Source organism: Microtetraspora sp. AC03309 (assembly GCF_020826795.1).
Lineage (GTDB): Bacteria > Actinomycetota > Actinomycetes > Streptosporangiales > Streptosporangiaceae > Microtetraspora > Microtetraspora glauca.
The window spans coordinates 17,898-41,978 of sequence record NZ_JADDIL010000055.1; the positions used below are offsets into that span (position 1 = coordinate 17,898).

The window sequence follows — 24,081 nt, forward strand, 5'->3', positions numbered from 1 at the left end:
GCGCTACTCCGCGCGGCCGCCGCCATGTCCCTCGCAGCAGGCGGACGAGGAGGCCGGAGCCGTTGCCCGGTTCGTGGAAGACCACGACGAGGTCGCCCGGCGTCGCCTTGGGATCGCGATACCACAGATCCTGCGAGAAGGACGCGGTGACCAGGCTCGTGTCGAGCGCCCTGACCCCGGCGCCTGCCGTACCTGCTGAAGCCGGACATGCTCGTGTCAGGGGACAAGGGCTTCGACATCGGCGGCATGGGCGGCCGGCGAAGGTGGCGGTCATGGTGATGCTGTCGGGGGTCAGGCCTTCTTCGGGGGTTCGTGGCCGCTGTCCTGTCCGGCGACTCCGGGCCGGGTGAGCCGTTCGGCTATGACGATCTGGTCGTACAGATGTTCGCTGACCCCCGACCTGAGGGCGGCGTCCCTGAGCGTGAGGTCCTCATCCAGCGCGCGATGGGCGATCCGTGCGGCCCTGTCGTAGCCGACGACCGGACTGAGCGCGGTCACCATCATGATGGACCTGTCGACGTCGTCCTTGAGCTTCGCGGTGTCGAGCCGGACGCCTTCGACGAGGTAGGTGCGGAAGTGGTCGATCATGTCTGACAGGATCCGCACCGAATGCAGGACATTGTTGATGATGATCGGGCGGAAGGCGTTGAGCTCGAAGTTGCCCTCGGCTCCGGCCAACGAGACCGCGGTGTCGTTTCCTATGACTTGAACGGCGACCATCAGCATCGCTTCGGCCTGGGTGGGGTTGACCTTACCCGGCATGATCGACGATCCCGGCTCGTTGGCGGGCAGGATCAGCTCGTGCAGGCCGGTGCGCGGCCCCGATCCCAGCCAGCGCATGTCGTTGGCGAACTTGAACAGCGGCACCGCCAGCGCGCGTACGGCCGCCGACGCGCGAACCAGAGCGTCGCAGGAGGCCTGGGCGGCGAATTTGTTGGCCGCGCTGACAAACGGGCGCCCGGTGAGGTCGGCTATCCGCGCGGCGACCTCGTCCCCGAATCCGGGAGGCGCGTTCAGGCCGGTGCCCACCGCCGTTCCGCCGATCGCCAACCGGTACAGTCCGGCCAGCGTACCGCTGAGATGATCGATCGCGTCGGCGAGCTGGGCGGCGTATCCCGACCATTCCTGACCGACGGTGAGCGGGGTCGCGTCTTCGAGATGGGTACGGCCGATCTTGACCACATTCTCCCACTCACGGCTCTTGGTCTCGGCGGCGTCGCGTAACCGGCCCGACGCCGCCAGCAGCCGCGTCTCGATCATCTGGACGGCGGCGATGTGCATGGCTGTGACGAAGGTGTCGTTGGACGACTGCCCCATGTTGACGTGGTCGTTGGGGTGTACCGGGTGCTTGCTGCCGAGCTCGCCTCCGACAAGCTGGATCGCCCGGTTGGAGATCACCTCGTTGACGTTCATGTTCGACTGCGTCCCCGAGCCGGTCTGCCAGACGTACAGGGGGAACTCCGCGTCGAGGTCGCCGCGGATCACCTCGTCGGCGACGCGCGCGATGAGGTCGGCCTTCCACCGGGGCAACCGACCGGCCGCGCCGTTGACGATCGCCGCGGCCTTCTTGATGTAGCCGTACGCGTGGTAGACCTCCTTCGGCATGCGGTCATCCCCGATGTCGAAGTGGATCAGCGAGCGCTGGGTCTGCGCGCCCCAGTAGTGGTCGGCCGGCACCTCGATCTCGCCGATGGAGTCGGTCTCGGTGCGGGTGCCGGAGCCCGTGAGCCCGATGGGCACGTCCCGGACGGGCGGCCCCGCGCCGGCGCGTCGATCGTCCGCGGTCACGGCTACCGCCCCCTGACCCGCCTGTACACCGGCTGCCACATCGCGTCCTGAACCTGCTGGACCGGGTCCTTGAGATCGGCGCGGGCCAGGTTCTCCCTCGCGGCCTGCTCGGCGACCGCGACCGCGACGGTCGCCGACACCTCCCGCAGGTTCTCCACCTGAGGCAGCAGCGACGCGCCCGGAGCCGTCACGTCCACCCTGCCGCCCACGGCCTCGGCCGCCGCCTGGAGCATGCCGTCGCTGACCCGCCGCGCGCGGGACACGATCGTTCCCAGCCCCAATCCCGGGTACAGCAGCGCGTTGTTGGCCTGCGCGATCGCGTAGGTCATCCGGCCGTAGGTGATCGGGTTGACCGGGATGCCGGTGGCGATCAGGGCACGGCCGTCGGTCCAGCGCAGCAGGTCGGCGGGCATCGCCTCGATCCGCTCCGTGGGATTGGAGATCGGGAAGATGACGGGCCGGTCGACGCCCGCCGCCATCGCGCGCACGATCTGCTCGGTGAAGGCGCCGTGCGCGGTCGAGGTGCCGAGCAGCATCGTCGGTTTGACCCGCTCGACCACCTCCGGCAGGCCGATGCCACCGTCCCGCTTCCAGCCGCGCACCTCCTCGGCGGGCCTGGCGTACGGCGTCTGAAAGTCCCGCAGGCCGGTCATGTCGTCGAGGAGCAGGCCCTGTTTGTCGACGGGCCAGATCCGCCGGATGGCGGTGCCCGGATCCAGGCCGTCCCGCACCATGGCCGCCCGCAGTTGGTCGGCGATTCCGATGCCGGCGGTGCCCGCGCCGAAGACGATGATCCGCTGGTCGCGCATCGGCGTCCCTGACACCCGGACGGCGCCTAGCATGGCGGCCAGCACGATCGCGCCGGTCCCCTGCATGTCGTCGTTGAAGGTGGGGATGCGGCCGGTGTACTTCTCCAGGATCCGCCGTCCGTTGGACGGGCCGAAGTCCTCCCAGTGCAGCAGGGCGCCCGGGAACATCCGGGTGACGGCGGCGACGTACGCGTCGACGAAGTCGTCGTAGCGTCGTCCGCGTACCCGCGCGTGCCGGTTGCCGACATAGCCGGGATCGTTCAGCAGGCCCTCGTTGTCCGTGCCGACGTCGAGCGCCACCGGGACGGCGCGTGCCGGGTCGATCCCGGCCGCGGCGGTGTAGACGGCGAGCTTGCCGGCCGTGATCCCGGCGCCGCCGCCGACTCCCCAGTCGCCGATGCCCAGGATCTCCTCGGCGTCGGAGGCCACCACCAGGTCCACGTCGTCCGGGCCCAGCCCCAGGTCGGTGAAGGCGCGCTCGACGCCGTCCACGTTGTCGACGGACAGGTAGACGCCCCGGGGCCGCCGGTATTCGTGGTTGTAGTTCTTGATGGCCTGGGCGACCGTGGGGTCGTAGACGATCGGCAGCATGTCCCGCAGGTGATCGGACAGCACCCGGTAGTACAACACCTCGTTGCGGTCGCGCAGGGCCTCCAGGTAGATGTTCTTCAGCAGGTCGCTCGCCTGTGCCTGGTATTGGGCGTACACCCGGCGCGCCTGCTGGTCGATCGTCTCCACGGCCGACGGCAGCAGACCGTGCAGTTCGAGTTCGTCGCGTTCCTCGACGGTGAACGCGGTCCCCTTGTTCAGCAGGGGCTCTCGCAGCACCTCGAGGCCACGTGCGGAGGTGAGGTACCCCTCGTCCGTCTCTTCGAAGATCCGGTTGGCACCGGTCGGCCGCTGGTTCTTCTCGGTTCGCATTCCGCCTCCGGCGTTTCACATCGCCCGCGACGCGCGAGGGGCGTGTCGCTCGCCTGTCCATCTGCCCCTGCCCGCAGGAACCGCCGGCCGCGCCAAGCCCGCCCTAAGCCTGCCTAAGGCTTGATTTGACACCCCTGGAGAGGTGCCCATGATGTGATCTACACCGTAAAGGCGTCGGCCTGAGCCAATCGTCGAATGCCGTTCCTCCGGGGCTGCTTCACGGGCCTGGAGGTCAGCGGCCCTGGGTGGAGAGGGCCGCGTGACCGCCAAGAGGAAGTGCGTCGGCGCCCGCTCTCGGGGCCGTCACCTGGGGGCGATGCGAACGGGCAGCGCGCGCGGCCCGCGGACCTGGCCGGTGGCCCAGGTGACGGCCGCCGGATCGGCGAGATCGAACGCCGGGATCCGCTTCAGCCAGACCTCGAGGGCGACCCGCAGCTCCATGCGCGCGAGGTGCGAGCCCAGGCAGCGGTGGATGCCCAGACCGAACGCGGCGTGCCGGTTGACCTCGCGATCGATGACGACCTCGTCCGCTCGCTCGAACTGCGCCGGGTCCCTGTTGGCGGCCGGGAACGACAACAGGACCCAGTCGTCGGCTTTCATGCCGACGCCGCGCCAGTGCATGTCATTCTTCACCAGCCGCGCCATCGTGACCGGCGCGTAGGCGCGGAGGAACTCCTCGATCGCGCCCGGCAGCAGTGCCGGGTCGGCGACCAGGCGCTCCCGGTCGGCCGGAGTCTTCGCCAGGTGCCACAACGACGCGCCGATCGCGCTCCACGTCGTGTCGATGCCGGCGACGAGCAGCAGGGCCATCGTCCCCGCCACGTGGGAGGGGGCGAGCTTGTGCCCGTACAGCTCGGCCTCGATGAGGTAGGTCGTCAGGTCCTCGCGGGGATTGTCGACGTGGTCGCGGATCTGCTCCAGCAGGTAGTCGAACAGCGTCGCCATGTGTTCCGTACGCTGCTCCGCGGGCAGGTTGACGCCTTCGAGCGCGTTCTCGACGAACTCGCGGAACCGCGGCCCGTCGTCGGGTGGGAAGCCGAGCATGTCGGCGATGACCCGCACCGGGATGTGCTGGGCGTAGTCGCGGGCGGCGTCGACGACGTCCCGCCCCTCGAAAGTGTCGATGAGCGAGTGGCAGAACGCTTCGGTCGCCTCCTCCCGCCTGGCGACCGCGCTTCTGGTGAACGCCGGAAGCAGCAGCTTGCGCGCGTCGTGGTGGAACGGTGGGTCGGAGGAGATCGGCGGTGTGCTGCCCACCGGCGCCAGCTCCCGGGGCGGTCGGAAGTTGCCCATGATGACCGCTCGGGAGGAGAAGCGCTCGGTGTCGTAGGCGATCTCGGCGACGTCCTCGTAGCGGGTGGGTAACCAGCCACCGCCGAACCGGTCGGTGTGCGCGATCGGGCAGCGCTGCCGCAGCTCGTCCTGGATCGTGTACGGGTCGGCGGCCCACTCGGCCTCCAGGTGGGAGAAGTCCGTCGCCCAGTCCGAGACGGGGCCGGTGACGATCTCGTTGCGCGTGCCGAGGGGCGGGTCGGTCTCCGCGCGCCGGAAGTCCTGTACGAATCGCTCGTCGGCGGTCATGTCACGCATCCTGGAGAAGGGTCATCGCTCGTTCGGGGCAGTTGGACACGGCTCTGCGGGCGTCGTGCTCCTGGTCCGGCGGCACGACGCCGTCCGCGAGTACCTGCCCGTAACCCTCCTCGTCCTCGGTGAACAGGTCGGGGGCCAGGTCGTAGCAGCGGCCGTGGCCCTGGCAGCGTTCAGGGTCGATCTGGACTCTCACTCTGGTGCTCCGTTCTGGGAAGGGGGTGTGAGCGCGGCCAGGACGCGGTCCAGCAGCGCGGTCCACTCCTGGTCGTCGACCGCGTGCAGGTCGGGGGTGACGAGCGCGCTGCCGAAGGCGAGCAGGAGGCAGAGGTGGGCCAGCGCGCCGGGCGACAGCGCGGGGTCCAGCTCGCCGCCCGCCTGGGCGACGCCGACCAGCCCGGCGAGCCGGTCGGCGCGTTCGCCGACATAGCGGCGCATGGGCCGGGCTACGTCCTCGTCGCGGCGGGCGGCGACCAGCGCCTCGACGATGAGGTAGCCGCGGGGATCGCGGCGGCGGGGCAGGCGGCGGCCGATGCTGACCAGCAGGTCCGCGACCGACCGGTCGGGATCGGCGGTGAGCAACTCGGCGAGCAGGCGGGGCCCGTTCGTGCGCAGGGCGACCACGAGCAGCTCGGCCTTCGAGCCGAAGTGCGCGTACAACGCTCCGTTGCTCACTCCGGCGGCCGCCGCGATGTCGGCCACCCGCGTGCCATCGTAGCCTCGCTCGGCGAACGCGTCCGCCGCCGCACTCACCAGCCTCTCCCGGGTCTCGGCGGCGGTGACGCCCGCGATACGTCCCATGCGGGAATTAAAAGATCATTCAATTGACTCGTCAAGAGTGTGATCTCGCGACGGGGAACGGTCATGAACACGGCCATCCGCCCCCCTCAGCGCCGGCAAGCCCAGCGGAGACCGCCGCCGAGGCAGGGAAACGTCACTCCCGGAGTCATTCACGAGGCCGCCACACCCGATAGAACGTGGCGATATCCTCGGCGACCCCGCCGGCCGGTCGTCGTCGCCGTACCGCGCTGATCACCGGGGAGACACTTCGCGGGTGAGGTGTTCACCTCTTTCGCCCGTCGGGAGCAGCGGTCCAACGGAGGGTTGTACCTGCGTGGGTTGATGCTGGACGGTCGGCGTAAGTCGATGGTGCCGATGGCGGAGCGGCTGAGGCGGCCCGGACCGCCCAGCGCCGTCGGCGCTGCCAGATTCCCGACGAGGAGCGGCACCGCCCCACGTGGCAACTCGCTCTGGACATGCTCGATGAACTCGCGGTTTGGGGGCATGTGCCACCGCTGGTGGTGGCCGATGCCGGGTACGGGGACATCACCGCGCTGCGGCTCGGCCTGAGCGCGCGGGACATCCCCTACATCGTGGGCGTCAAGGGCACCACCAGCGCCCGCGCCGCCGATGTCCTGCCGGAGACGACACCGTATGCGGGGACGGGCCGCCGGCCGACTGCCAGGTACCGCACCAAACCGTCCAACCTGCGTGAACTGGTGATGTCCGCGGGCCGTTCCCGGCTGCGCCGGGTGACATGGCGATACGGCAGCAAGCACACCAAGGGCAACCCCACCGCGAAGATGACCTCCCGGTTCATCGCCTTGCGGGTGCGCCCGGCCAACCGCGACATCCCTCGCAGTGAGGACGGCCGGCTGCCCGAGTGCTGGCTGCTGGCCGAATGGCCTCCCGGCGAGAGCGAGCCCACCGACTACTGGTTGTCCACCCTGCCGGCTGATATCCGGCTGCGGAACCTGGTACGACTGGCCAAGATCCGCTGGCGGATCGAGCATGACTACCGCGAACTGAAGACCGGACCCGGCCTCACCCACTTCGAAGGCCGCTCCTTCACCGGCTGGCGCCGCCACGTCACCCTGGTCTCGGCCGCACACCTGTTCCTTACCGAACTGCGCTTGACCAGCCCGAAAGCAGCTGGGGCGGCCTGACCTTCTACACGATCCTCCACATGCTCCAGGTGCTACTGGCGACCTGGGCAGGCCGATGCCCCACCTGTCACCAACGCCCACCATGACGACCTAACAAAGTCCTACTAGCGGCCGCGATCTGTTCGCAGGGCGCCGCCGCGCGCGGCGGTCAGGGCGACGTGCACTGCCTGGTCGGCGGTCGTCTGGTCGACTGGATCGGCGGTAATGAGCAGGCGCAGGTAGATCGGCGCGGCCAAGGTCTTCAGCAGCTCGGCGGGATCGGTGTCTCCGGGAAGTTCACCGCGCTGGATGGCGCGTGTGACTACGGGTTCGGCTCTGGCGAGGCGGTCGTCGAACACCTGGCGCCGTGCTGCGGCGATCTCCGGGAGATGAGCTGCTCCGGTGAACATTGCGGCGAGGATGGCCTGCCCGGTCGGGCTGGTGAACGTCTGGACGATCGAGCGTGCCAGCGCTCGCAGGTCGGTCTCGATTGCTCCGGTGTCGGGAACGGGAATGTCCATCGCCATGTGCTCGGCTAGGGCATCGGTGAGCAGGCTCTCGCGATCCTTCCAGCGCCGGTAGACCGTCGTCTTGTGGACCCCGGCGCGTTGTGCGACGTTCTCGACGCTCAACGCGGCATAGCCCTTGTCCACGAGTTCGGCGAGCGTGGCGGCGTGGACGGCGGCGCGTACTTTGGCGCCGCGGCCGATCGGCCGGGCAGAGGGTTGATCAGACTGCATTGCAACTCCAAGTTGCGATATCCGCAGGGCGATGACAAGGTGAATGTATCGCAACTCAGAGTTGCGATACATTCATCCGCGTCCCCTTGAGGTGGCACATCATGCGTAACTCTCGCCCCTGGACCTTCCACGCCATCCCCGACCAGACCGGACGGGTCGCGGTAGTGACCGGAGCCAACAGCGGCATCGGCTACGTCACCGCCCGTGAGCTGGCCCGCCATGGCGCGCATGTCGTGCTGGCCTGCCGTGACCCCAGACGCGGCCAGGCCGCCCTCGCCCGCATGCAGGATGAGCTGTCCGGCGCTCACCTGGAACTGCGGCGTCTGGACCTGGGCAGTCAGGCCTCCATCCGGGAGTTCGCCGCCGGCTGGGACCGCGGTCGGCTTGATCTGCTGGTCAACAACGCCGGAGTGGCGATGGTGCCCTACGTCCGGACCGCCGACGGGTTCGAATCGCAGTTCGGCATCAACCACCTGGGCACCTTCGCCCTGACCGGCCTGCTCCTGCCGCACCTGCTCGCCGCGCCCGATCCACGGGTGGTCACCGTCAGCAGCGAAGGTCAGCGCTTCGCCCGCTTCGACCTGGAGAACCTCAACGCCGAACGCCGCTACCGCACGGCGTTCGCCTACGTGCAGTCCAAGCGGGCCAACCTCTACTTCGCGATGGAGCTGCAGCGCCGAGCCGACGCCGCCGGGCAGAAGCTCCGCAGCATGGCCGTCGCACCTGGACTCACCCGCACGAACGTGCTCACCGGCGGCGCCAACAGCAGCAGGGGACGGCTGTATGCGACCCTCACGCGCCTGATGGTGCGCGTGGCCTTCCGTCCCACCCCGGAAGGGGCAAAGACCTCCCTGCACGCAGCGACCGTGCCGGACCTGCCCGGCGGCAGCTACATCGTTCCCAACGGTGTACTGCAACTGCGTGGCGAGCCCACTCGTCGAACTCGCGAGCGCGCCATCCGCGACACCGTCACAGCCGCTCGCCTTTGGCAGATGTCCGAACGGCTTACCGGCGTCACCTACGCCCTATCCGCCGCCAGAGCGACACACCTGCCATAGCGTTCATCGGGGTACAACGCCGACCCCCTCTACAGGATGTCCTCCTCCCGGTCCGGCTCATCGGGGTTGCGGAGCGGGCGGACACCGGCGGGCCCGAGGTCGGCCTCGGCACCGGTCTGTTGCGGGGCTTCGTGGATCGCTCGGCGGATGGCGGCGGCGGTGAATCCCGCCTGCCGGGCTGTCGCGCCCGTACCCTCCCGCAGCACGTCCAACACGGTGAGCGCGGACTCGGCAGCGGCGCCCATCCAGCTCAGGTAGCCGAGCTCGTGCTCTGGCCGGTCCACGACATCGATCTGCTCCAGCAACACCTGGACGGCGGTCTGGGCATCATGGGTGACCTTCCACAGGGTCCATGCCACTTTTGAGCGGATTCCCGCCGTCTCACCGCCTTCGTCCAGCAGCGCACGTAGCACCGGCTCGGCCCGCCCTGCGCTCGGGCCCAGACGGCAGAGGTCGTCACAGGCCATGGCATCAGTGAAGGTGCTCACCCGTCCCCCGGGCTCGGGTGACCGGGCCGGGTTGTCGGCGATGACCCCGAGCAGCAACGTCACGATGTGGTCGGTGGGGTGACCGATGGCCTTCAGGGCGCTGATGGCCCACAGCCGCTGGTGCAGAGAGGGTCCGGTCGCCACGGAACGCAGTGCCTCGACCGTCGCAGGGTCGGCCGCCGGCGCACCGAGCCTGCCGATGGCCATGCACAGACGCATGACGTTCTGATCCCACAACTCGGGGCTGTGCGTAGGCGTGATCATCGCGGTCAGCTCCGGCAGGGCGGCCCGCATCGGCTCGCCCCACGTGGTGATCGCCCCGAGCAGGCGGAGCAGCTCGAACTGGTCGATCCCCTTCACCAACCGTGCCCGTACGGCGGGCAGCAACGCGTCAGCGAACGGAGCGGCGCCGGACAGCAGCTTCTCCGCCGTCTCGTCGATGGGCAGGGAGAGCAGCCGCCGCAAGACAGGCACGCATCGCTCGTCGCCGCATTCCACGAGTACGTCGAGCGCGATGGCGGGCAGGTCCGGATCGGACAGCGCCGCGGCCACCCGGTCGACGTAACCGGCGGCGGCCGGGTCGTCCGAATCGCGGATCCAGCTCCCGATGTTCTCGAGCGCCGCCTTCCGTAGCGTGGGGTCGGGGTGCGTGAGCAGGTCCGCGACCTGTCGTCCGAGCGGCTCGGCCAGCGGGTGCTGAGGGTGCACACCCTTGATCGCCTTCCAGCAGCAGTTGTCGGCCCACTCGTTCGAGCATTCGCCGCTTCGCAGCAGGTCGAGCATTCGGGCCGCCCAGCGGATCTCCGCGTCCGGGATCCATCGGAGCAGCTCGCTCACGGCGTGGAAGGTGGAGTTCCACTCCGGCTCCGCCCAGGCGAGCTCGCACAGGGGTTCTTCGACCTCGTCCCTGACGAAGAGGGTCAGCGCATCGATGGTCTGGTCATCGAGGTCGCTGCCGGAGGTGACGTCCTTGTCGTCTCCGAACCACTCCTTGCGCTGCAGCACCAGCCCGAACGCGGCGCCGAAACGTGTCACGGCCGGATGCGCGGCGGCGGTCAGCGCCCGCAGGAACGCGTGCTCGCCCGGGTGGCGGGCCAGCGCGGCCAGGAGGCCGACCTTCGTGGCCGGGTCGGACTCGGGGTCGAGCCGCGCCCGCAGCGCCGCGGCCAGCTCCTCGTCCCCGTCCATGTACGCCAGGACGAAGGTCACGATGCGCCGCATCTCGGGGTCGGGGTGGTCGAGGCGGGCCAGCAGCGCGGGAACTCCGGCGTCCGCCGCGGCCTGCACCCGTTCGGCCCAGTCCTCCCTGATGGTGTCCGGAAGGTCGCTCGGCACGTACGCCATGCCGAGGTCGTCGGTGAGCGTGTCGATCGCCTCCACGGTCCTCGAACCCGCTTCGTACGTCATCGAGCCGAAGTGCTCGACGAGGTCCTGCCAGTCGAAGTAGCTCATCGAATCGCTTCACTCATCTCGATCTCCCCTACGTGTCCCGGCCCCGCTCACGGCGTGATCGGTGGTGGATCATGAATAGGGGAGATCACTTACGGCACGCTTGCGACCACCCGCCAAGGTGCTTCTTCCGCCCGGCCTGTTCTTCGACGGCGGGGGTCACGTCGTGTCGCGGACCACCAGGCGAGTGGGAACGACGACGAGGGGGGTGTGGCGGCCGTCGAGGCGGGACAGGAGCAGGCGGGACAGGGCGAGGGCCTGGTCCGCGGTGGGCGCCCGGACGGTGGTGAGCGGCGGGGTCGTGCAGGAGGCGGCGTGGATGTCGTCGAAGCCCACGATCGCCAGATCCTGGGGCACCCGCAGCCCCGCCTCACGTGCCGCCTCCAGCGCGCCGATCGCCAGCTCGTCGGAGGTGGCGAACACGGCGTCCAGGTCGGGATGGCCGGACAGGAGCTCGCGGGCCGCCGTGACGCCCGACCGACTGTCCAGGCCGGCGAGCGCGATCGCCGGTCGCAGCCCGTCCTCGTGGAGCGTGGCCAGGTGCCCGGCGAGGCGGTCCTGTACGGCGACGAGGTCCATGGGCCCGCAGATCACGCCGATGCGGCGGCGTCCCCGGTCGAGGAGGTGCCGGGTCGCGGCCTTGGCGCCACCCGTGTTGTCCACCTCCACGTAGGGCACGAGGGAGGCGATGGCGGGCCGGCCGAGCAGCACGATCGGCACACCGGTACGCGCGAGCCGCTCGGCCAGCGTGTCGGGACCGTCCGGGGGGACGAGGACGACCCCGTCCACCTGCCTCGCCTCCACGTGCCTGATGATGCGCCGATGGCTCTCGGCCGTGTCGGCGAGCATCAGCGTGATCTGCTTGCCCGCCCCCTCCAGGACGCTGGTGACGTACTGGACGACGGCGGAGATCAGCGGGTCGCCGCCGTGCCGGGGGACGGACAGGACGAGCGCCACCGAGTCGGTCCGCCGGGTGACGAGGCTCCGCGCGGCGGCGTTGGGTACGTAGCCCAGCTCCTGGATGGCGCGCAACACGGCGGCGCGCGCCTCGGGGCTGACCGCCGCCTCGCTGTTGACGACCCGCGAGACCGTGGCCCGGGAGACGCCGGCGCGGGCGGCGACGGTCTCCAGAGTGGGCCGCTTCGGCCGTTCGGCGCCGAGCCCGTTGCGCTTGATGACGTCGCGGTACCACAGGGCGCTGTCCTTGAGCAGCCGCCGCTGCGTGGTGAAGTCGACGTGGACGATGCCGAACTTGCGCCGGTAGCCGTCCGCCCATTCGACGCAGTCGAGCAGCGACCACAGCAGGTAGCCGCGGACCCGGGCGCCCTCGTCGAGCGAGGCCCGCAGGGCGCGCAGGTGCTCCTCGACGAAGCTCATCCGGTCGAGGTCGTGGATGCCGTCGCCGGCCACGACGTCGACGAAGTCGGCGCCGTTTTCGGTGATCATCAGTTCGGTCTCGGGGTACTCCTCCGACAGGCGCCGCAGGACCAGGGAGAGGCCGTTCGGCATGATGGGCCAGCCCATCGCGGTGACGGCCGTGGGAACGCTGCAGAACAGGACGCCCTCGCTGCCCGGGAACGCCGGGTCGGCCGGGGTGCTGGGCTGGGCCCGCACCACGATGGGCGTGTAGTAGTTGACGCCGAGCAGGTCGATGGGCCGGCCGATGAGGTCGAGGTCTCCGTCGTGGATGTGGCCGAGCCCCGCGATCTTCTCGACCAGGGGCAGCAGATCGGCGGGGTAGTGGCCACGCAGCACCGGGTCCAGGAACTGCCGGTTGTGCAGGGCGTCGATCCTCGCCACCGCCTCGGCGTCCTCCTCCGGGAGGTCGAGGGACATGTCACCGAGCTGCGCGGGAGTGAGAACGGGCGAGATGTTCAGCACGACGCCGGCTCTGGCGGCGCCCTGCGCGCGCAGCGCCTCCAGGCCCAGTCCGTGAGCGAGCAGCATGTGGTGGGAGCTGACGAAGGCGTCGGCCGCCGACTGCCGGCCCGGGGCGTGCACTCCTGAGGCGTGGCCGAGGAAGGCGGCGACCCATGGCTCGTTGAACGTGAACCAGGTGTCCACGCGGTCGCCGATCCTGTCGTACACGAGGCCGGCGTAGTCGGCGAAGTGGAGGGCCGTGTCACGGGAGGTCCACCCCCCGCGGTCCTGGAGCGCCTGTGGCAGGTCCCAGTGGTACAGGGTGGCGTAGGGGGCGATGCCCGCCCGCAGCAGTTCGTCCACGAGCCTGTCATAGAAGTCGAGCCCCGGGTCGTTGACCCGGCCGCGCCCCTCCGGGAGCACCCGCGACCAGCTCACCGAGAACCGGTAGGCGGCGATGCCCAGGTCCTGCATCAGCCGGACGTCTTCGGGATAGCGCACGTAGTGATCGCAGGCGGGGTCGCCGTACGCCTCGCCCGCGAATCTGTCCCAGATGGAGGGTCCTCGGCCGTCCTGGTCGGTGGCGCCCTCGATCTGGAACGCGGACGTGGACACTCCCCAGACGAAGTTCTCTGGGAACGAAGCGGTGCCCATCTATGCGAATCCCCCTATGTCTCGGTGAGCGCTCAGTCTGCCGCGTCGCACGTCGGCGCCGCCACTCAGGTGGAGGGGTCGTTCGCTCTCGTGGCCGCGCGGGCGTTCGCGCGCGTGTGTCTCGGCGGCCATCACCTCACCGACGTGATCGGATCGGGGCTGGTGGCGAGGGCCGGAACCTCGGCTGTCATCGCCCTGCGGCGCAGTATCGATCATTGGATGGGCCCGGCGCCGACAGCGGCGCCGGCAGTGGCGCCGACAGTGGCGCCGACAGTGGCGCCCGCCGCCACTGCCGCCACATCATGCCCGGCCGGTACACGTGTCGAAGCCGCAGTCCGCCACCTCATGACGTCGGGCCGCCGCAGTGCGGTCGATCGCGTCAGGTCGCGTCGGGGGACGGCCCCTCTCTCGTCGGCGTCGGCGCATGGGACGCCAGGTCGAGCAGCTCGTCGACGGGCCATTGGTCGTAGGCGTGTTCGCCGTACTTCGCGGCGAGCACCCGCCCATCGCGGCCGATCAGGAAGTCGGCGGGAAGGCCGAGGCGGCCGCCATGAGGCATGGCCGCCGGTGCGCGTTCCCGGCCGCGCAGGATCGCCCACGTGCTCAGCGTGGCCGCGCGGACGATCGGACCCCACACCCGGGGGTCGAGCAGCGAGCGGGGCGCCGACTCCACGCCGAACTCGACGTACAGCCGCTTGCCGGGATCGGCGATCAGGGGGAACGGCAGGTCGGCGGTGTGCTCGGCCAGTTCTTCGGCGGGCGAGTGGAAGACCACGACCTCGCGGACTCCGGCCGCCTCGATCTCGTCGTGCCGCCGCACCACCGAGCGCAGGTGCAGGTTGCAGACCGGGCAACCCGCGAACCGCCGGAACTGCAGGTGGATCATCCGCTCGGGGTCGGGGATGGAGACCGGACGGCCGGAGACCGCGGTCAGCTCACGGGCGGGAAGTAAGGACCCGGGCTCCAGCACCGTTCGGGACGAACTCATCGGGCACCTCTCTTTTAGGTGTACGGCATACGCCTACGATCATAGGTGTATGCCGTACGCTTTCAAGCGTCATGCCACGCCCGCGTTCACTCACTCCGGCCCAGTTGGCCTCGGCCGCCCTCGCCGTCATCGACCGCGAGGGGCTCGCCGGCCTGTCGATGCGCGCGGTCGCCCAACAGGTCGGGATGAGCACCATGGCGCTCTACCGGTACATCGACGATCGGGAGGAACTCGAACAGCTCGTCATCGAGTCCGTCCTCGGCGCCGTCGACACCACGCCGCCCGCCACGGACGGGTCCTGGCAGGAGCGGATCGAGATCCTGGTCCACCGTGTGCGCGACAGCGTCGGCGCTCACCCAGGGGTCGTTCCGCTGATCATCACGCACCGGCACCGGTCCGCCGGTCTGATGCGCTGGTCGGAATCGGTGGTCGGCATCCTCACCGAAGCGGGCCTGGACGGCCGGAAGCGCGTCATCGCCCTGCGCTGCCTGCTCGCCTACGTCGTCGGGGCCGTCCAGCTCGAACACCTCGGGTCCCTGGCGGGGTCCGGCACGGAGGGCATCGCCGACCTGTCGCGAACCGAGTTCCCCCACCTGGCCGATACGGCGAGGCGCGCTCGCGCCGTCGACGCCGACGAGGAGTTCCACGGGGGACTGGCCACCCTGTTGCGAGGCATGGAGACGTGACACCCGCGGCCTGATCCCTGTGCTCGAACGCGTGGAGGCGCTCGGAGCGTCGGCTCGTCCGGCAGCACGTAGTCGGTGTCCTGGCAGAGGGCCATGGCCAGGCGTCGCCGTCAACGATGCGGCCCGGTCGGCGGGTCCCCTTTCGGCAGGTCGCGGCGTCCGTGGTGGTGATCGGGTGGATTCCGGTCCTCGGCGCCGGGGCGGCGGTTTTGGGTATTTTGACATACCTATCTTCGTATACCTATATTTGCTGACATGCCCTCCTCCAGCCCCCTGCCGAGCCCGGACGACCACGCCGCCCTTGTGTCTCCCGAGGTGGTGTCACAGCTGGGCGCCCTGCTTCCCCGCCTCCTGCGGGCAGTGGAGCGCCGGGTGCACATCGAGTTCCCCCATCCCGTGCTTCCCGAGGGGCAGCTCGCGTTGGTGCGGCTCGTGAAGGAGCGGCCGGGCGTCACCGTGCGCGAGGCGGCCGACGAGCTGCTGATGAAGCCCAACAACGTCAGCGCGATGGTGTCGCAGCTCGCCGGGCAGGGGCAGTTGGAGCGGGTCACCGATCCCGCCGACCGCCGCATCGTGCATCTGCACACCACAGAAGAGGCCGACCGGCGTTTCGCGATCGCGGAGGCCCTGACGTCGACGGTCCTCGGCGACGGTCTGAACGCCCTGAGCGCCGACGAGGTCGCGGCCATCGGGCAGGCACTGCCCGCCCTCACCGCCTTGCTCCGTCAGGTTCACCCCGCCACCGGATGACGCGTCCGGCGGCCGCCAGCTCGCAAGAGCCGTATCGAACGACAAGGAACCACCCCTTCATGACTTCTCCCTCCGTGGACCGTCAGATCGCTCCATCCACGGACGGCGTGGCTCCCGCCCGACCACCCGCGCGCCTGAACCCCTGGTTCACTCTCGCCGCCGTCTGCTTCGGGCTGTTCATGGTCAGCCTCGACGGCAGTGTGGTGTCCATCGCCAATCCGTACATCAGCGCCGATCTGCACGCGTCCCTGGCCCAGCTGCAATGGGTGACCAACGCCTACCTGCTGGCGCTCGCCGCCCTGCTGATCCTCGGCGGCAAGCTCGGGGACCGGTTCGGCCGCCGTACCTTCTTCCTCGTCGGCATGGCCGGCTTCGTCGTCTCGTCGGTCGCCATCGGCCTGATCGGCTCGATCGAGGGAGTCATCGCCCTCCGCGCGGTCCAGGGGCTCTTCGCCGCGCTGATGATGCCCAACACCCTGGGGCTGATGCGCGCCGTCTTCTCCCCGGCGAAGTTCGGAATGGCGGTCGGCATCTGGGCAATGGTCTCGTCCGTCTCCACCGCGCTGGGGCCGATCGTCGGCGGGCTGTTCGTGGAACACGTCAGCTGGGAGTGGGTCTTCTACATCAACGCGCCGATCGGCGTCGTCGGCCTCGTCTTCGGCCTGCGCGTGCTGCCCCGGAGCAGGCCGCACGGCGGCGCGGAGCGATTCGACGTCGTGGGCGTGGCCCTGCTGGCGCTCGGCATGCTGATCCTGGTCTTCGGCGTGGTCAAGGGGGAGACCTGGGGCTGGGGCTCCGCCGCCACGCTCGGCTGCCTGGGACTCGGCGTCCTCGTCCTGGCCGGGTTCTGCCTCTTCGAGACCCGGCGCCGGTACCCGCTGCTGCCCATGCGGCTGTTCCGGAATCCGTCCCTGACGGTCGGTACGGTGATCACGGCACTCAACTTCTTCGTGCTGCTCGGCGTGATCTTCCTGCTGATGCTCTATCTGCAGAACGTCCGCGGATACAGCGCGGTGATGACCGGTGTCTACACGCTCCCGCTCAGCCTCGCCTCCATCGTCGCGCCGCTGATCGGCGCCAAGCTCACCGAGCGTTTCGGCCCCCGGCTGACGATGCCGCTGGGCATGGCGCTGCAGGCCGGGGCCGCTTTCGCCCTGCTCGGGGTGGCGGTCGACTCGTCCTACCACTCCCTGTGGCCGGGGTTCGTCCTGCTGGGCCTGGGCGTCGGCATGGTCATGTCCGCCTCCTCCGAGGCCGTCGTCGGCAACGCCCCCATCAAGGACGCGGGCGTCGCGGGCGGCCTGCAGAGCACCGCACTGCAATTGGGCGGCGCGCTGGGCACCTCGGTCCTGGCGTCGCTTCTGGCGAGCAGGGCGGGCTCGGCCCTGTTCGGGGCCCTCACCGACGCCGGCACACCCGCCGTCACGGCCCGCGAGCTGGAAGGGGCCGTGAGCGCCGTCGCCCAGGGTGTCGCCCCCGTCTCCTCGTCGATGCCGGCCACCCTGAAGGCGGCCGTCATCGAGGGGAGCAACCAGGCGTTCGTCGACGGCTTCCACGCCGCGCTGACCGTCACCGGTGTGCTGTGCGTCGCCGGCGCCCTCGCCGCGGTCCTGGGCGTACGGCGCGGCCAGGCGCCCGTCGACGTACCGGCCGCGCACTGACCGTGATCACGTGGTGCGGTGACCCGCCGACGGCCGGGATGGCAGAGGGACGCGTTCACCTGAGCCGGTGCAGGAAAGCCTCGTCCTGTTCGCCGACGAAGGCCTCGAACCGTCGGCGGTCCCTACGCGGCACGGTGACCGTGCGATGGTGGGGATCGTCCGGCGACGGCGGTTCATCGCAGGCGTCCTGACGAGGTCACTGCCGAGAAAGTACGTGATCTCCTCCAGGCGGCAGAGCCCTTCTTCGGTGAGGCGGATTCCACGGCGTGCGGTGTCGACGCCGATGAGACCGAGTTCGAGCAGGGCGTTGAAGACGCGACCGTAGAGGGCGTCGATCGATACGCCGTAGCGCTCTTCGATCTCGAACAGGTCGCCGACCTCCAGGTTCGCCAGGCCGGCGATGATCGTGCGGCGCACCTGTTCGGTGCGGTCCAACCTGCCGAGACGCCAGATGGCCAGCCGGTTGCGACCGATTCGCTCCGCGTAGTCCCGGGGATCGCGGGCGTTGTAGTACCGCGCTCCCCAGTCAGGGCCGTCCAGATAGCCGGACGCCGAGATGCCGACTCCCAGGGAAACGACCTGCTCGAACTCGTCACTTCGCCGGTCCGACCGGCTCGACCGGCGCATGGAGGAGACAGGACCCTCGACGTATCCCAACGCGCGCATCGTGTTCCGCGCGAAGAGCCACATCTGGTCGCGTACCTCGGCGCTGTGGGAATCCCGCGGGACGTGCCGGAGATTCCGCGAGCCCGGATCCGCCCCCCGCGTGACGGCGGGGAGGATATTCACGGCGCTGACCTGAGGAATACCGGCGATCAACTGGATCGTGTGGTCCAGGCTTTCGAACGTCTCGAACGTGAATATGCGGCCCACGCCCCGCTCCGTCGGCGATTCGTGCGGCCGGCAGAAAGCGCAGCCGCTTTCACGGAACGAGAGGCGGAGGTACATCTCGAAGGGTGACCCGCCGACCGCGGATACGATCTCCTCGGCTTCTCCGGCGTCGATCGGAGCCGTCGCCTGGCCCACTCCCGCGGGACTCATGACCCGGTGCCGGGGGCGCCGACACCCCGCGTCTCCTCCTCGGTGTCGCGGGAGGTCAGGGCCCCGCCCCGTCTGGCCGTGCGCGGTCCCCGGCCGCGGGCGGCCGCGACGGAGCGACCCCGATCGCGCGCATGGCCGCCGTGTACCTCTGGTACGCCCGCCGCGCCTCCCCGTGCCGGCCCCCGTCGCTGAGCACGCGGACCAGGTCCAGGTGCGGCTGCTCGTCGTACGGGGACAGGTCGAGGATGCGCAGCAGCCATCGGATCGCCTCGTCGACGTCCCTTGCCTCGACGGCGAGCCGCGCCAGCGCTCGCACGACCCGCAGGTAGGTGGCGCGTGCCAGCTCGCGGGTGGCGACCGCCCATTCCTCGTACGGCTCGTCCTCCAGGAAGTCCCCGGTGTAGTGGCGCTCGACGCCGGCCAGTACGGCCCGGCCGTGCTTCCCAAGGCGCAGACCGTGCTCCGCCTCTTCCAGGAAGTCCTCCACGTCGATCGTCACCCGGGAGGTGTCCAGGGCCACGGCGCCGGGGCTGGCCCGGATGAAGTGATCGGTCGCGGCACGGCGGTCGGGATCGAGGACCGAGCGCAGGACCGACAGCGCGACCGACAGCCGGTGGCCGACTCTGCCGGAATCCTCGCCCGGCCACAGCGACTCGGCGATCTCCTCGCGCCCGGTCATCCGGCCACGCCGGGAGAGGAGGATCCGCAGCAGGTCGCGCGCCTTTCTGGACTGCCACGCCGACGGGGGCAGCGTGACGCCGTTCACCACGACCTCGAAGCGGCCGAGCGTCGAGATCGACACCTGGGGAGGTTCCGGCGCCAGCGGAGAGATCAGCCGGATGCCCGCCCCCCGGAGCCTCTCGGCGGCGGCCCGCCCCTCGATGCGGTCGGCGGCGTTGGAGTCGGGCAGCCGGCCGCGCATCGCCCGCAGGCGATCGACGTGCAGGGTGGCCCCGGTGACCTGCCATGTCGTGGCGGCCTCGGCGAGCGCGTGCGCCGCCTGGGCGGGGTCGATCGCGGCGTGCAGCTCCAGCGCCTGGGCCACGGCGGGCTTGTCGCGGTGGCGGCGCGCGAGATCCGCCGCCTCTCCCGCCATGCCGGCCGCGCATTCCAGATCGCCGGAGAGGACGGCGACCCAGCCCCTGACGATCAGCGCCCGCGCCGCGCGTCTCCCCGTCGCCATCGTGGCGGCGCGGGTCGCGAGGCGCTCCGCCGTACCCGGGTCATCACGGCACAGCACCAGCGCGAGACCCGACAGCGCGGGCACGAGAGCCTGCAGGTCGCCCGTCGGTTCGGCGATCCGTACCGCTTCCTCGTAGGCGGCGCGGGCGAGCTGGTGCTGCCCTCGCCAGTGGTGGATGTCGGCCAGCCCGAGCAACGGGTAGGCCACCTTGGCCGAGCCGAGCCGCTGGTAGAGCGACACGGCGTACCCGAACAGATCGGACGCCTCCTCGATCCGGCCGAGCAGGGTGAGCGCCTCACCGGCGTTGCACAGGGCGACGGGGAGAACCGCCATCGCGTCGCACGTCTCCGCGAGAGCCGCCGCCGCGAGCGCTTCGGCGAGCGCCTCCGGGTAGCTGCCCTCGTTGAGTAACAGCCCGGCGCGGTTGGCGCGGACGCGCGAGACCTGGACGACGTCTCCGGCTCGTTCCGCGAGCCCGAGCGCGCGCTCGTAGTGCTCCGCGTTGGCGACCGGGTCCCCGGACAGCGTCGCGTGCATCGCCAGGGCCGTGTGGGCCATGGCCGCGGCCGCGGTGTCGTCGCCGCGGCCGGCGACGGCGAGCGCCCGCTCGGACAACTCGCCGGATCGCACGAGATCGCCGATCATCCAGCGGGCGAGGGCATGCGACGCGTGGAGCATCGCCTCGTCGACGCCCTCCACCTCCGGGAGCTCCACCCGCTCGAAGGTCTCTATCGCGGCATGGGGGCGCGCGCGCAGGTAGTGCACCGTGCCGAGCCGCCAGGCGAGTCCCGCGTCGAGGCGGTCCGCGTCGGCGGCGAACGTGGCGAGCGCCTCGTCGAAGTGACCCGTCACGGTCAGCGCCTGCCCGAGCAGGAGGCGGAGTTCCCGGTCGCGCGACGCCGGCGGAAGCGAACGGATCGCGTCGCCGACCGCCGCGGCGGAGCCCTCCGCGATCCCTTCGCGACCGTGCTCCCGGAGGACGCGAAGGAAGCCGGAGTGGTCCGCGGCGTGCCGGCGGGCGGTGACCGCCGCCCCGATCATCCGCATGCGCTCGTACCAGCCCGCGGCGTCGCGAAGCAGTCGATGGCGCTTCGCCTCGGAGAGCGGCCAGCGGGTCCGGACCACCTCGGCCACCAACGGCACCAGCCGGTACGTGGGCGCCCACCGCGGATCGTCGTGTGGGCGGGCGGCCGTGTTGTGCGTCGGGACGAGCAGGCCGGTTCTGAGCAACAGGTCGAGCGCCGGCTCCGGACTGTCGACGCCCAACGCGCGGCAGAGCCCGGCGGAGACGGGGCCCAGATGCGCGATGGCGCGCAGCAGCCGGCGCGTGCCGGGCTCGAAGGGCGCGAGCACCTCCGTCTCCACGAATCCGAAGGGTGCGGTTCCCGGGCCCGCGATGCTGGCGGGCAGGAGTTCGGCGGGAGTGGGAGCCGCCGTGACCAGTCGCGCGCCGGTCAGGTGGACGAGGGCGGGCCAGCCCGCGGTCAGGCCGTGGACCCTTCTGGCCAGGTTCGCGTCGTGCACGCCGTACTGTTCCCGCAGGATCGCGGCCACCCTCGCCGGAGGCAGCGCGAGATCGGCCGGGCCGATCATCCGCAGACCGGGTACGGCCGCCAGACCGGGGAGGGGCAGGCGTGAGACGAGCATGAGCCTCGTCTTCGGCGCCGCGCGCTCGACGAACGCCCTGAGCTCGGCGGCGGGGACCGCGGGCAGATCGTCGAGTACCGCCACGTCCTCGTCGCCGAGGTCGGGAACCACCGCGGAATGCCAGCTCGCGCGGTGGCCGCGTAACCAGCGGTGCAGCGTCTCGGTCTTGCCGTAGCCGGCCGCCGCGATCACGAGTGTGCAGCGCGCGTTCGGCGGGCTCGTCGCCGTCCGGTTCATCTGGCCGCTCCGATCGCCGTGGAGTACGGGGTCCGGTGCATCCCGGCCGCCGCATCGGCCGCGGGACGGGAGCGCCCGGCCGAGCGTCCGGCCGAGTGCCCGGCTGGACGCGTGGGGAGGACCCGCCGCGGATGATCCCCGGATTCCGCGTGATCGCTCCAGTGGCATGGGATGGCCGACGTCATGTGGTGTCCAGATCGCTCGATCGTGAAGGCGGGCTCGCCGCGGCGGTGGATGGAGTTGTGCAGGGGGCGTGTCAGAGGTTTCGTATATACGGCTATTCGATTGCTGTGCGCTTGAAAACCGATGCCCACGTGAAAACCTGGGCGGTGACGCGGATGTGGCCGCGTGGACCGTCCCGCCCGTGATGAGGGCGACGCCGCCGACCTTGAGACGACTCGGATCCGGCTCTGACATGCCGCCACTACCGTCCTCGACGAGTACACGGCGTCACCCGTACATCCGCATGCCTGAGGGGCAGTCATGGAATTGTCGTTGAATCCATCCACCGTCGAAGCGGCTTTCCGCCTCGCCGAGGTCCGGGAACTGGCGGCCACCTGCGTCGAACTGTCGGGCATCCGCGGACTGCGTCTGTTCCTGAGCGACGACCTGGCCCGCTGGGCGTCCCATATGAGGAGCGCCGCGGGCACGGACGGGGTCAACCCGACGTTCGATCCCGGGTGCGGCAAGGTGGCGCCCGGCGAGAGCCTCTGTCTGTGGGTCCGTGACGAGACGGGCGGAACCGTCGCCTGCATCGCGGGCCGGGTGTTCGAGACCACGGACTTCACCATGCTGGTCAGGTCGTTGAAACTGTGGTTCGATCCGGTTCCCGCCGGCATGCCGGACGGGCTCCGGCTGGTTCTCCCGGCGACGTTTCCCACGCTGGCCGGGAGGGTCGGGCACGTCGGCGGTCTGTGGATCCACCCGGAGTTCCGCGGGAAGGGCCTCTCGACCATACTGGCGCGCCTCGCTCGCGGAGCCGTACTCGACCGGTTCGCGGCCGACTGGGACACGTGGGTCTCGTTCCGGAAGATCGCCGACAAGGCGGTCCTGACATCCGCCTACGGGACGGCGGACGCCGCTCTGTGCGTCGACGGGTTCTTCCCGCCGACGAACCGGCACGAGCAGGTGTTCCTGAGCTTCGCCACACGCGCCCAGGTTCTGCACGCCGTGCGCGACGGCGTCGCGGCTCTCGCCGGCGCCATGCGTCCGTACGGTCCCAGAGAGGAACTGGCCGCCGTTTCGCGATGACAGCGGGTGCCGGCCGATGGAATGGACGTCGATCCCCGTCATCTCCCGCCGGTCCCCGACATCGCCCGCTTGTCCTCGTCATGCCGGTCCCGTCATCTCCCACCGATCACCGCCACCCCCGAGGAACTCCGATGCATGACGAACTCTGGCACGAGCTGACCAGACTCTCCGCCACATCCCCAGGATCGCCCGACTGGCGTCCCGTCCTCTTCGACCTTTCCGCCGAAGAGGACGAAGCGGCGCTCCACCGGTTGCTGCGCTCCGGGTCCGTACGGCGGGTCCACGACTCCGTGGAGAGGCAGCTGGCCGAGCTGATGGCCGCCCGCGACCCCGCGGTGAGCGGATCCGACGCAGAACTGGACCGGCGGATCCGGCTTCACCTGGCCGGGCGTGAGCTCACGCGGTACGGCACGTTCGTCTGGTATCCGTGGTCCGGCGCACTCGTACGCGCGCTTCCCGCCGCGGAGTTCGGAGAGCTGCGCACCGACCGCAACCGAAACAAGATCACTCGCGCCGAGCAGCGACGCCTCTCCGGCATGCGCATCGGCGTCATCGGACTGTCCGTCGGCAACGCGGCGGCGGTCACGATGGCCCTCGAAGGTGTGGGCGGCTTCTTCCGGCTCGCCGATTTCGACACGCTCGAAATGACGAACCTCAATCGGATCAGGGCCGGCCTGCCGGACCTCGGAGTGGAGAAGACCGTTCTGTCCGCGCGGCAGATGGCCGAGATCAACCCGTACCTGGACATCGAGCGCTACCCGCACGGGGTGCGGCGGGACACCGTCGACGACTTCCTTCTCGCGGGCGGCAAGCTGGACCTCCTCGTCGAGGAGTGCGACGACCTGCACGTCAAGGTCGCCGTACGGGAGCGCGCACGCGCGCACGGCATCCCGGTGCTCATGGACACGAGCGATCGAGGTCTTCTGGACGTCGAGCGCTTCGACCTGGAGCCCGATCGGCCGATCCTCCACGGCCTGCTGGGCGACGTCCGGGCCGAGGATCTGGACGGGCTGGCGGCCGAGGACAAGATCCCCATCGTGCTGGCCCTCCTCGGTGAACGGCTGCTGAGCCCGCGCATGGTCGCCTCGCTCCCCGAGATCGGCAAGACGATCAGCAGCTGGCCTCAACTCGCCTCCGGAGTCTCACTCGGCGGAGGCATCGTCACGGACGCCGCGCGCCGCCTCCTCCTCGGGGAGCCCGTCGCCTCCGGCCGGTACTACGTGGACCCCGGCACACTCGTCACGGACGACCATCGGATGTACGGAGATCCCGCCGCGTCCGCTCCCGCGCTCGAACCCTCGACGGTCGCCGGTGCGGAGGTCGGTTACGGGCGTTGACCCGGAGAACTCGGGTTCAAG

At 70.3% G+C, this 24,081-nt stretch carries 17 protein-coding genes and 1 pseudogene; 7 read left to right on the forward strand and 11 right to left on the reverse strand.

Going from position 1 to position 24,081, the window contains the following annotated elements; all coding sequences use genetic code 11:
- Positions 1 to 291 precede the first annotated feature (291 nt).
- The 5 genes from IMZ11_RS46355 to IMZ11_RS28145 all read right to left on the reverse strand — a co-directional run bounded on the left by IMZ11_RS46355 (position 292) and on the right by IMZ11_RS28145 (position 5,906).
- The gene (locus IMZ11_RS46355; RefSeq protein WP_228645423.1) at positions 292 to 1,788 is read right to left on the reverse strand and encodes a lyase family protein; all 1,497 of its coding nucleotides are present in this window, start codon (positions 1,786 to 1,788) and stop codon (positions 292 to 294) included.
- Positions 1,789 to 1,790: 2 nt separating this feature from the next.
- Entirely contained in the window at positions 1,791 to 3,518 is a 1,728-nt protein-coding gene (locus tag IMZ11_RS28130; RefSeq protein WP_228645425.1) for an NAD-dependent malic enzyme, read from the reverse strand.
- 303 nt (positions 3,519 to 3,821) lie between these two features.
- Positions 3,822 to 5,099, reverse strand: a complete 1,278-nt coding sequence (locus tag IMZ11_RS28135) for a cytochrome P450 (protein ID WP_228645427.1) — start codon at positions 5,097 to 5,099, stop codon at positions 3,822 to 3,824.
- A gap of 1 nt (position 5,100) precedes the next feature.
- Positions 5,101 to 5,301, reverse strand: coding sequence for a ferredoxin (locus IMZ11_RS28140; protein WP_228645429.1), 201 nt, complete (start codon positions 5,299 to 5,301; stop codon positions 5,101 to 5,103).
- The gene (locus IMZ11_RS28145; RefSeq protein ID WP_228645431.1) at positions 5,298 to 5,906 is read right to left on the reverse strand and encodes a TetR/AcrR family transcriptional regulator; all 609 of its coding nucleotides are present in this window, start codon (positions 5,904 to 5,906) and stop codon (positions 5,298 to 5,300) included. The genes IMZ11_RS28140 and IMZ11_RS28145 overlap by 4 nt, the downstream gene beginning before the upstream one ends.
- 258 nt (positions 5,907 to 6,164) lie before the next feature.
- On the opposite strand from IMZ11_RS28145, the pseudogene IMZ11_RS28150 reads away from it, so the two are divergent.
- Positions 6,165 to 7,051 (forward strand): annotated as a pseudogene (locus IMZ11_RS28150) (IS701 family transposase).
- 104 nt (positions 7,052 to 7,155) lie between these two features.
- On the opposite strand, the gene IMZ11_RS28155 reads toward IMZ11_RS28150, so the two are convergent.
- Complete coding sequence (locus IMZ11_RS28155; RefSeq protein WP_228645433.1) at positions 7,156 to 7,842, reverse strand: TetR/AcrR family transcriptional regulator; 687 nt, start codon at positions 7,840 to 7,842, stop codon at positions 7,156 to 7,158.
- 29 nt (positions 7,843 to 7,871) lie between these two features.
- On the opposite strand from IMZ11_RS28155, the gene IMZ11_RS28160 reads away from it, so the two are divergent.
- The gene (locus tag IMZ11_RS28160; RefSeq protein WP_228645434.1) at positions 7,872 to 8,828 is read left to right on the forward strand and encodes an oxidoreductase; all 957 of its coding nucleotides are present in this window, start codon (positions 7,872 to 7,874) and stop codon (positions 8,826 to 8,828) included.
- 29 nt (positions 8,829 to 8,857) lie between these two features.
- Here IMZ11_RS28160 and IMZ11_RS28165 read toward each other — a convergent pair whose 3' ends face one another.
- The 3 genes from IMZ11_RS28165 to IMZ11_RS28180 all read right to left on the reverse strand — a co-directional run bounded on the left by IMZ11_RS28165 (position 8,858) and on the right by IMZ11_RS28180 (position 14,267).
- Entirely contained in the window at positions 8,858 to 10,768 is a 1,911-nt protein-coding gene (locus tag IMZ11_RS28165; RefSeq protein WP_228645436.1) for a HEAT repeat domain-containing protein, read from the reverse strand.
- A 156-nt stretch (positions 10,769 to 10,924) separates the two neighbouring features.
- Positions 10,925 to 13,279, reverse strand: a complete 2,355-nt coding sequence (locus tag IMZ11_RS46360) for a GH1 family beta-glucosidase (RefSeq protein WP_308066852.1) — start codon at positions 13,277 to 13,279, stop codon at positions 10,925 to 10,927.
- Positions 13,280 to 13,658: 379 nt separating this feature from the next.
- Entirely contained in the window at positions 13,659 to 14,267 is a 609-nt protein-coding gene (locus tag IMZ11_RS28180) for a peroxiredoxin-like family protein (RefSeq protein ID WP_228645438.1), read from the reverse strand.
- Positions 14,268 to 14,338: 71 nt separating this feature from the next.
- Here IMZ11_RS28180 and IMZ11_RS28185 point away from each other — a divergent pair, with 71 nt between their 5' ends.
- From IMZ11_RS28185 to IMZ11_RS28195, 3 genes are all read left to right on the forward strand, one after another.
- Entirely contained in the window at positions 14,339 to 14,953 is a 615-nt protein-coding gene (locus IMZ11_RS28185; protein WP_228645440.1) for a TetR/AcrR family transcriptional regulator, read from the forward strand.
- Positions 14,954 to 15,208: 255 nt separating this feature from the next.
- Positions 15,209 to 15,703 carry a MarR family winged helix-turn-helix transcriptional regulator gene (locus IMZ11_RS28190; RefSeq protein WP_228645442.1) on the forward strand — a complete coding sequence of 165 codons (495 nt, stop codon included), beginning with the start codon at positions 15,209 to 15,211 and terminating at the stop codon, positions 15,701 to 15,703.
- A gap of 59 nt (positions 15,704 to 15,762) precedes the next feature.
- The gene (locus IMZ11_RS28195) at positions 15,763 to 17,364 is read left to right on the forward strand and encodes a DHA2 family efflux MFS transporter permease subunit (protein ID WP_228645444.1); all 1,602 of its coding nucleotides are present in this window, start codon (positions 15,763 to 15,765) and stop codon (positions 17,362 to 17,364) included.
- A 6-nt stretch (positions 17,365 to 17,370) separates the two neighbouring features.
- Here IMZ11_RS28195 and IMZ11_RS28200 read toward each other — a convergent pair whose 3' ends face one another.
- Together IMZ11_RS28200 and IMZ11_RS28205 are read right to left on the reverse strand one after the other, a co-directional pair.
- Entirely contained in the window at positions 17,371 to 18,237 is an 867-nt protein-coding gene (locus IMZ11_RS28200; protein WP_228645445.1) for a hypothetical protein, read from the reverse strand.
- 223 nt (positions 18,238 to 18,460) lie between these two features.
- A complete protein-coding gene (locus tag IMZ11_RS28205) occupies positions 18,461 to 21,472 on the reverse strand; it encodes a tetratricopeptide repeat protein (RefSeq protein ID WP_228645447.1) in 3,012 nt (1,003 codons plus the stop codon).
- 483 nt (positions 21,473 to 21,955) lie between these two features.
- On the opposite strand from IMZ11_RS28205, the gene IMZ11_RS28210 reads away from it, so the two are divergent.
- Together IMZ11_RS28210 and IMZ11_RS28215 are read left to right on the forward strand one after the other, a co-directional pair.
- Positions 21,956 to 22,723, forward strand: coding sequence for a GNAT family N-acetyltransferase (locus tag IMZ11_RS28210; RefSeq protein WP_228645449.1), 768 nt, complete (start codon positions 21,956 to 21,958; stop codon positions 22,721 to 22,723).
- Between the two features lie 131 nt (positions 22,724 to 22,854).
- Entirely contained in the window at positions 22,855 to 24,060 is a 1,206-nt protein-coding gene (locus tag IMZ11_RS28215) for a ThiF family adenylyltransferase (protein ID WP_228645451.1), read from the forward strand.
- Positions 24,061 to 24,081 lie beyond the last annotated feature (21 nt).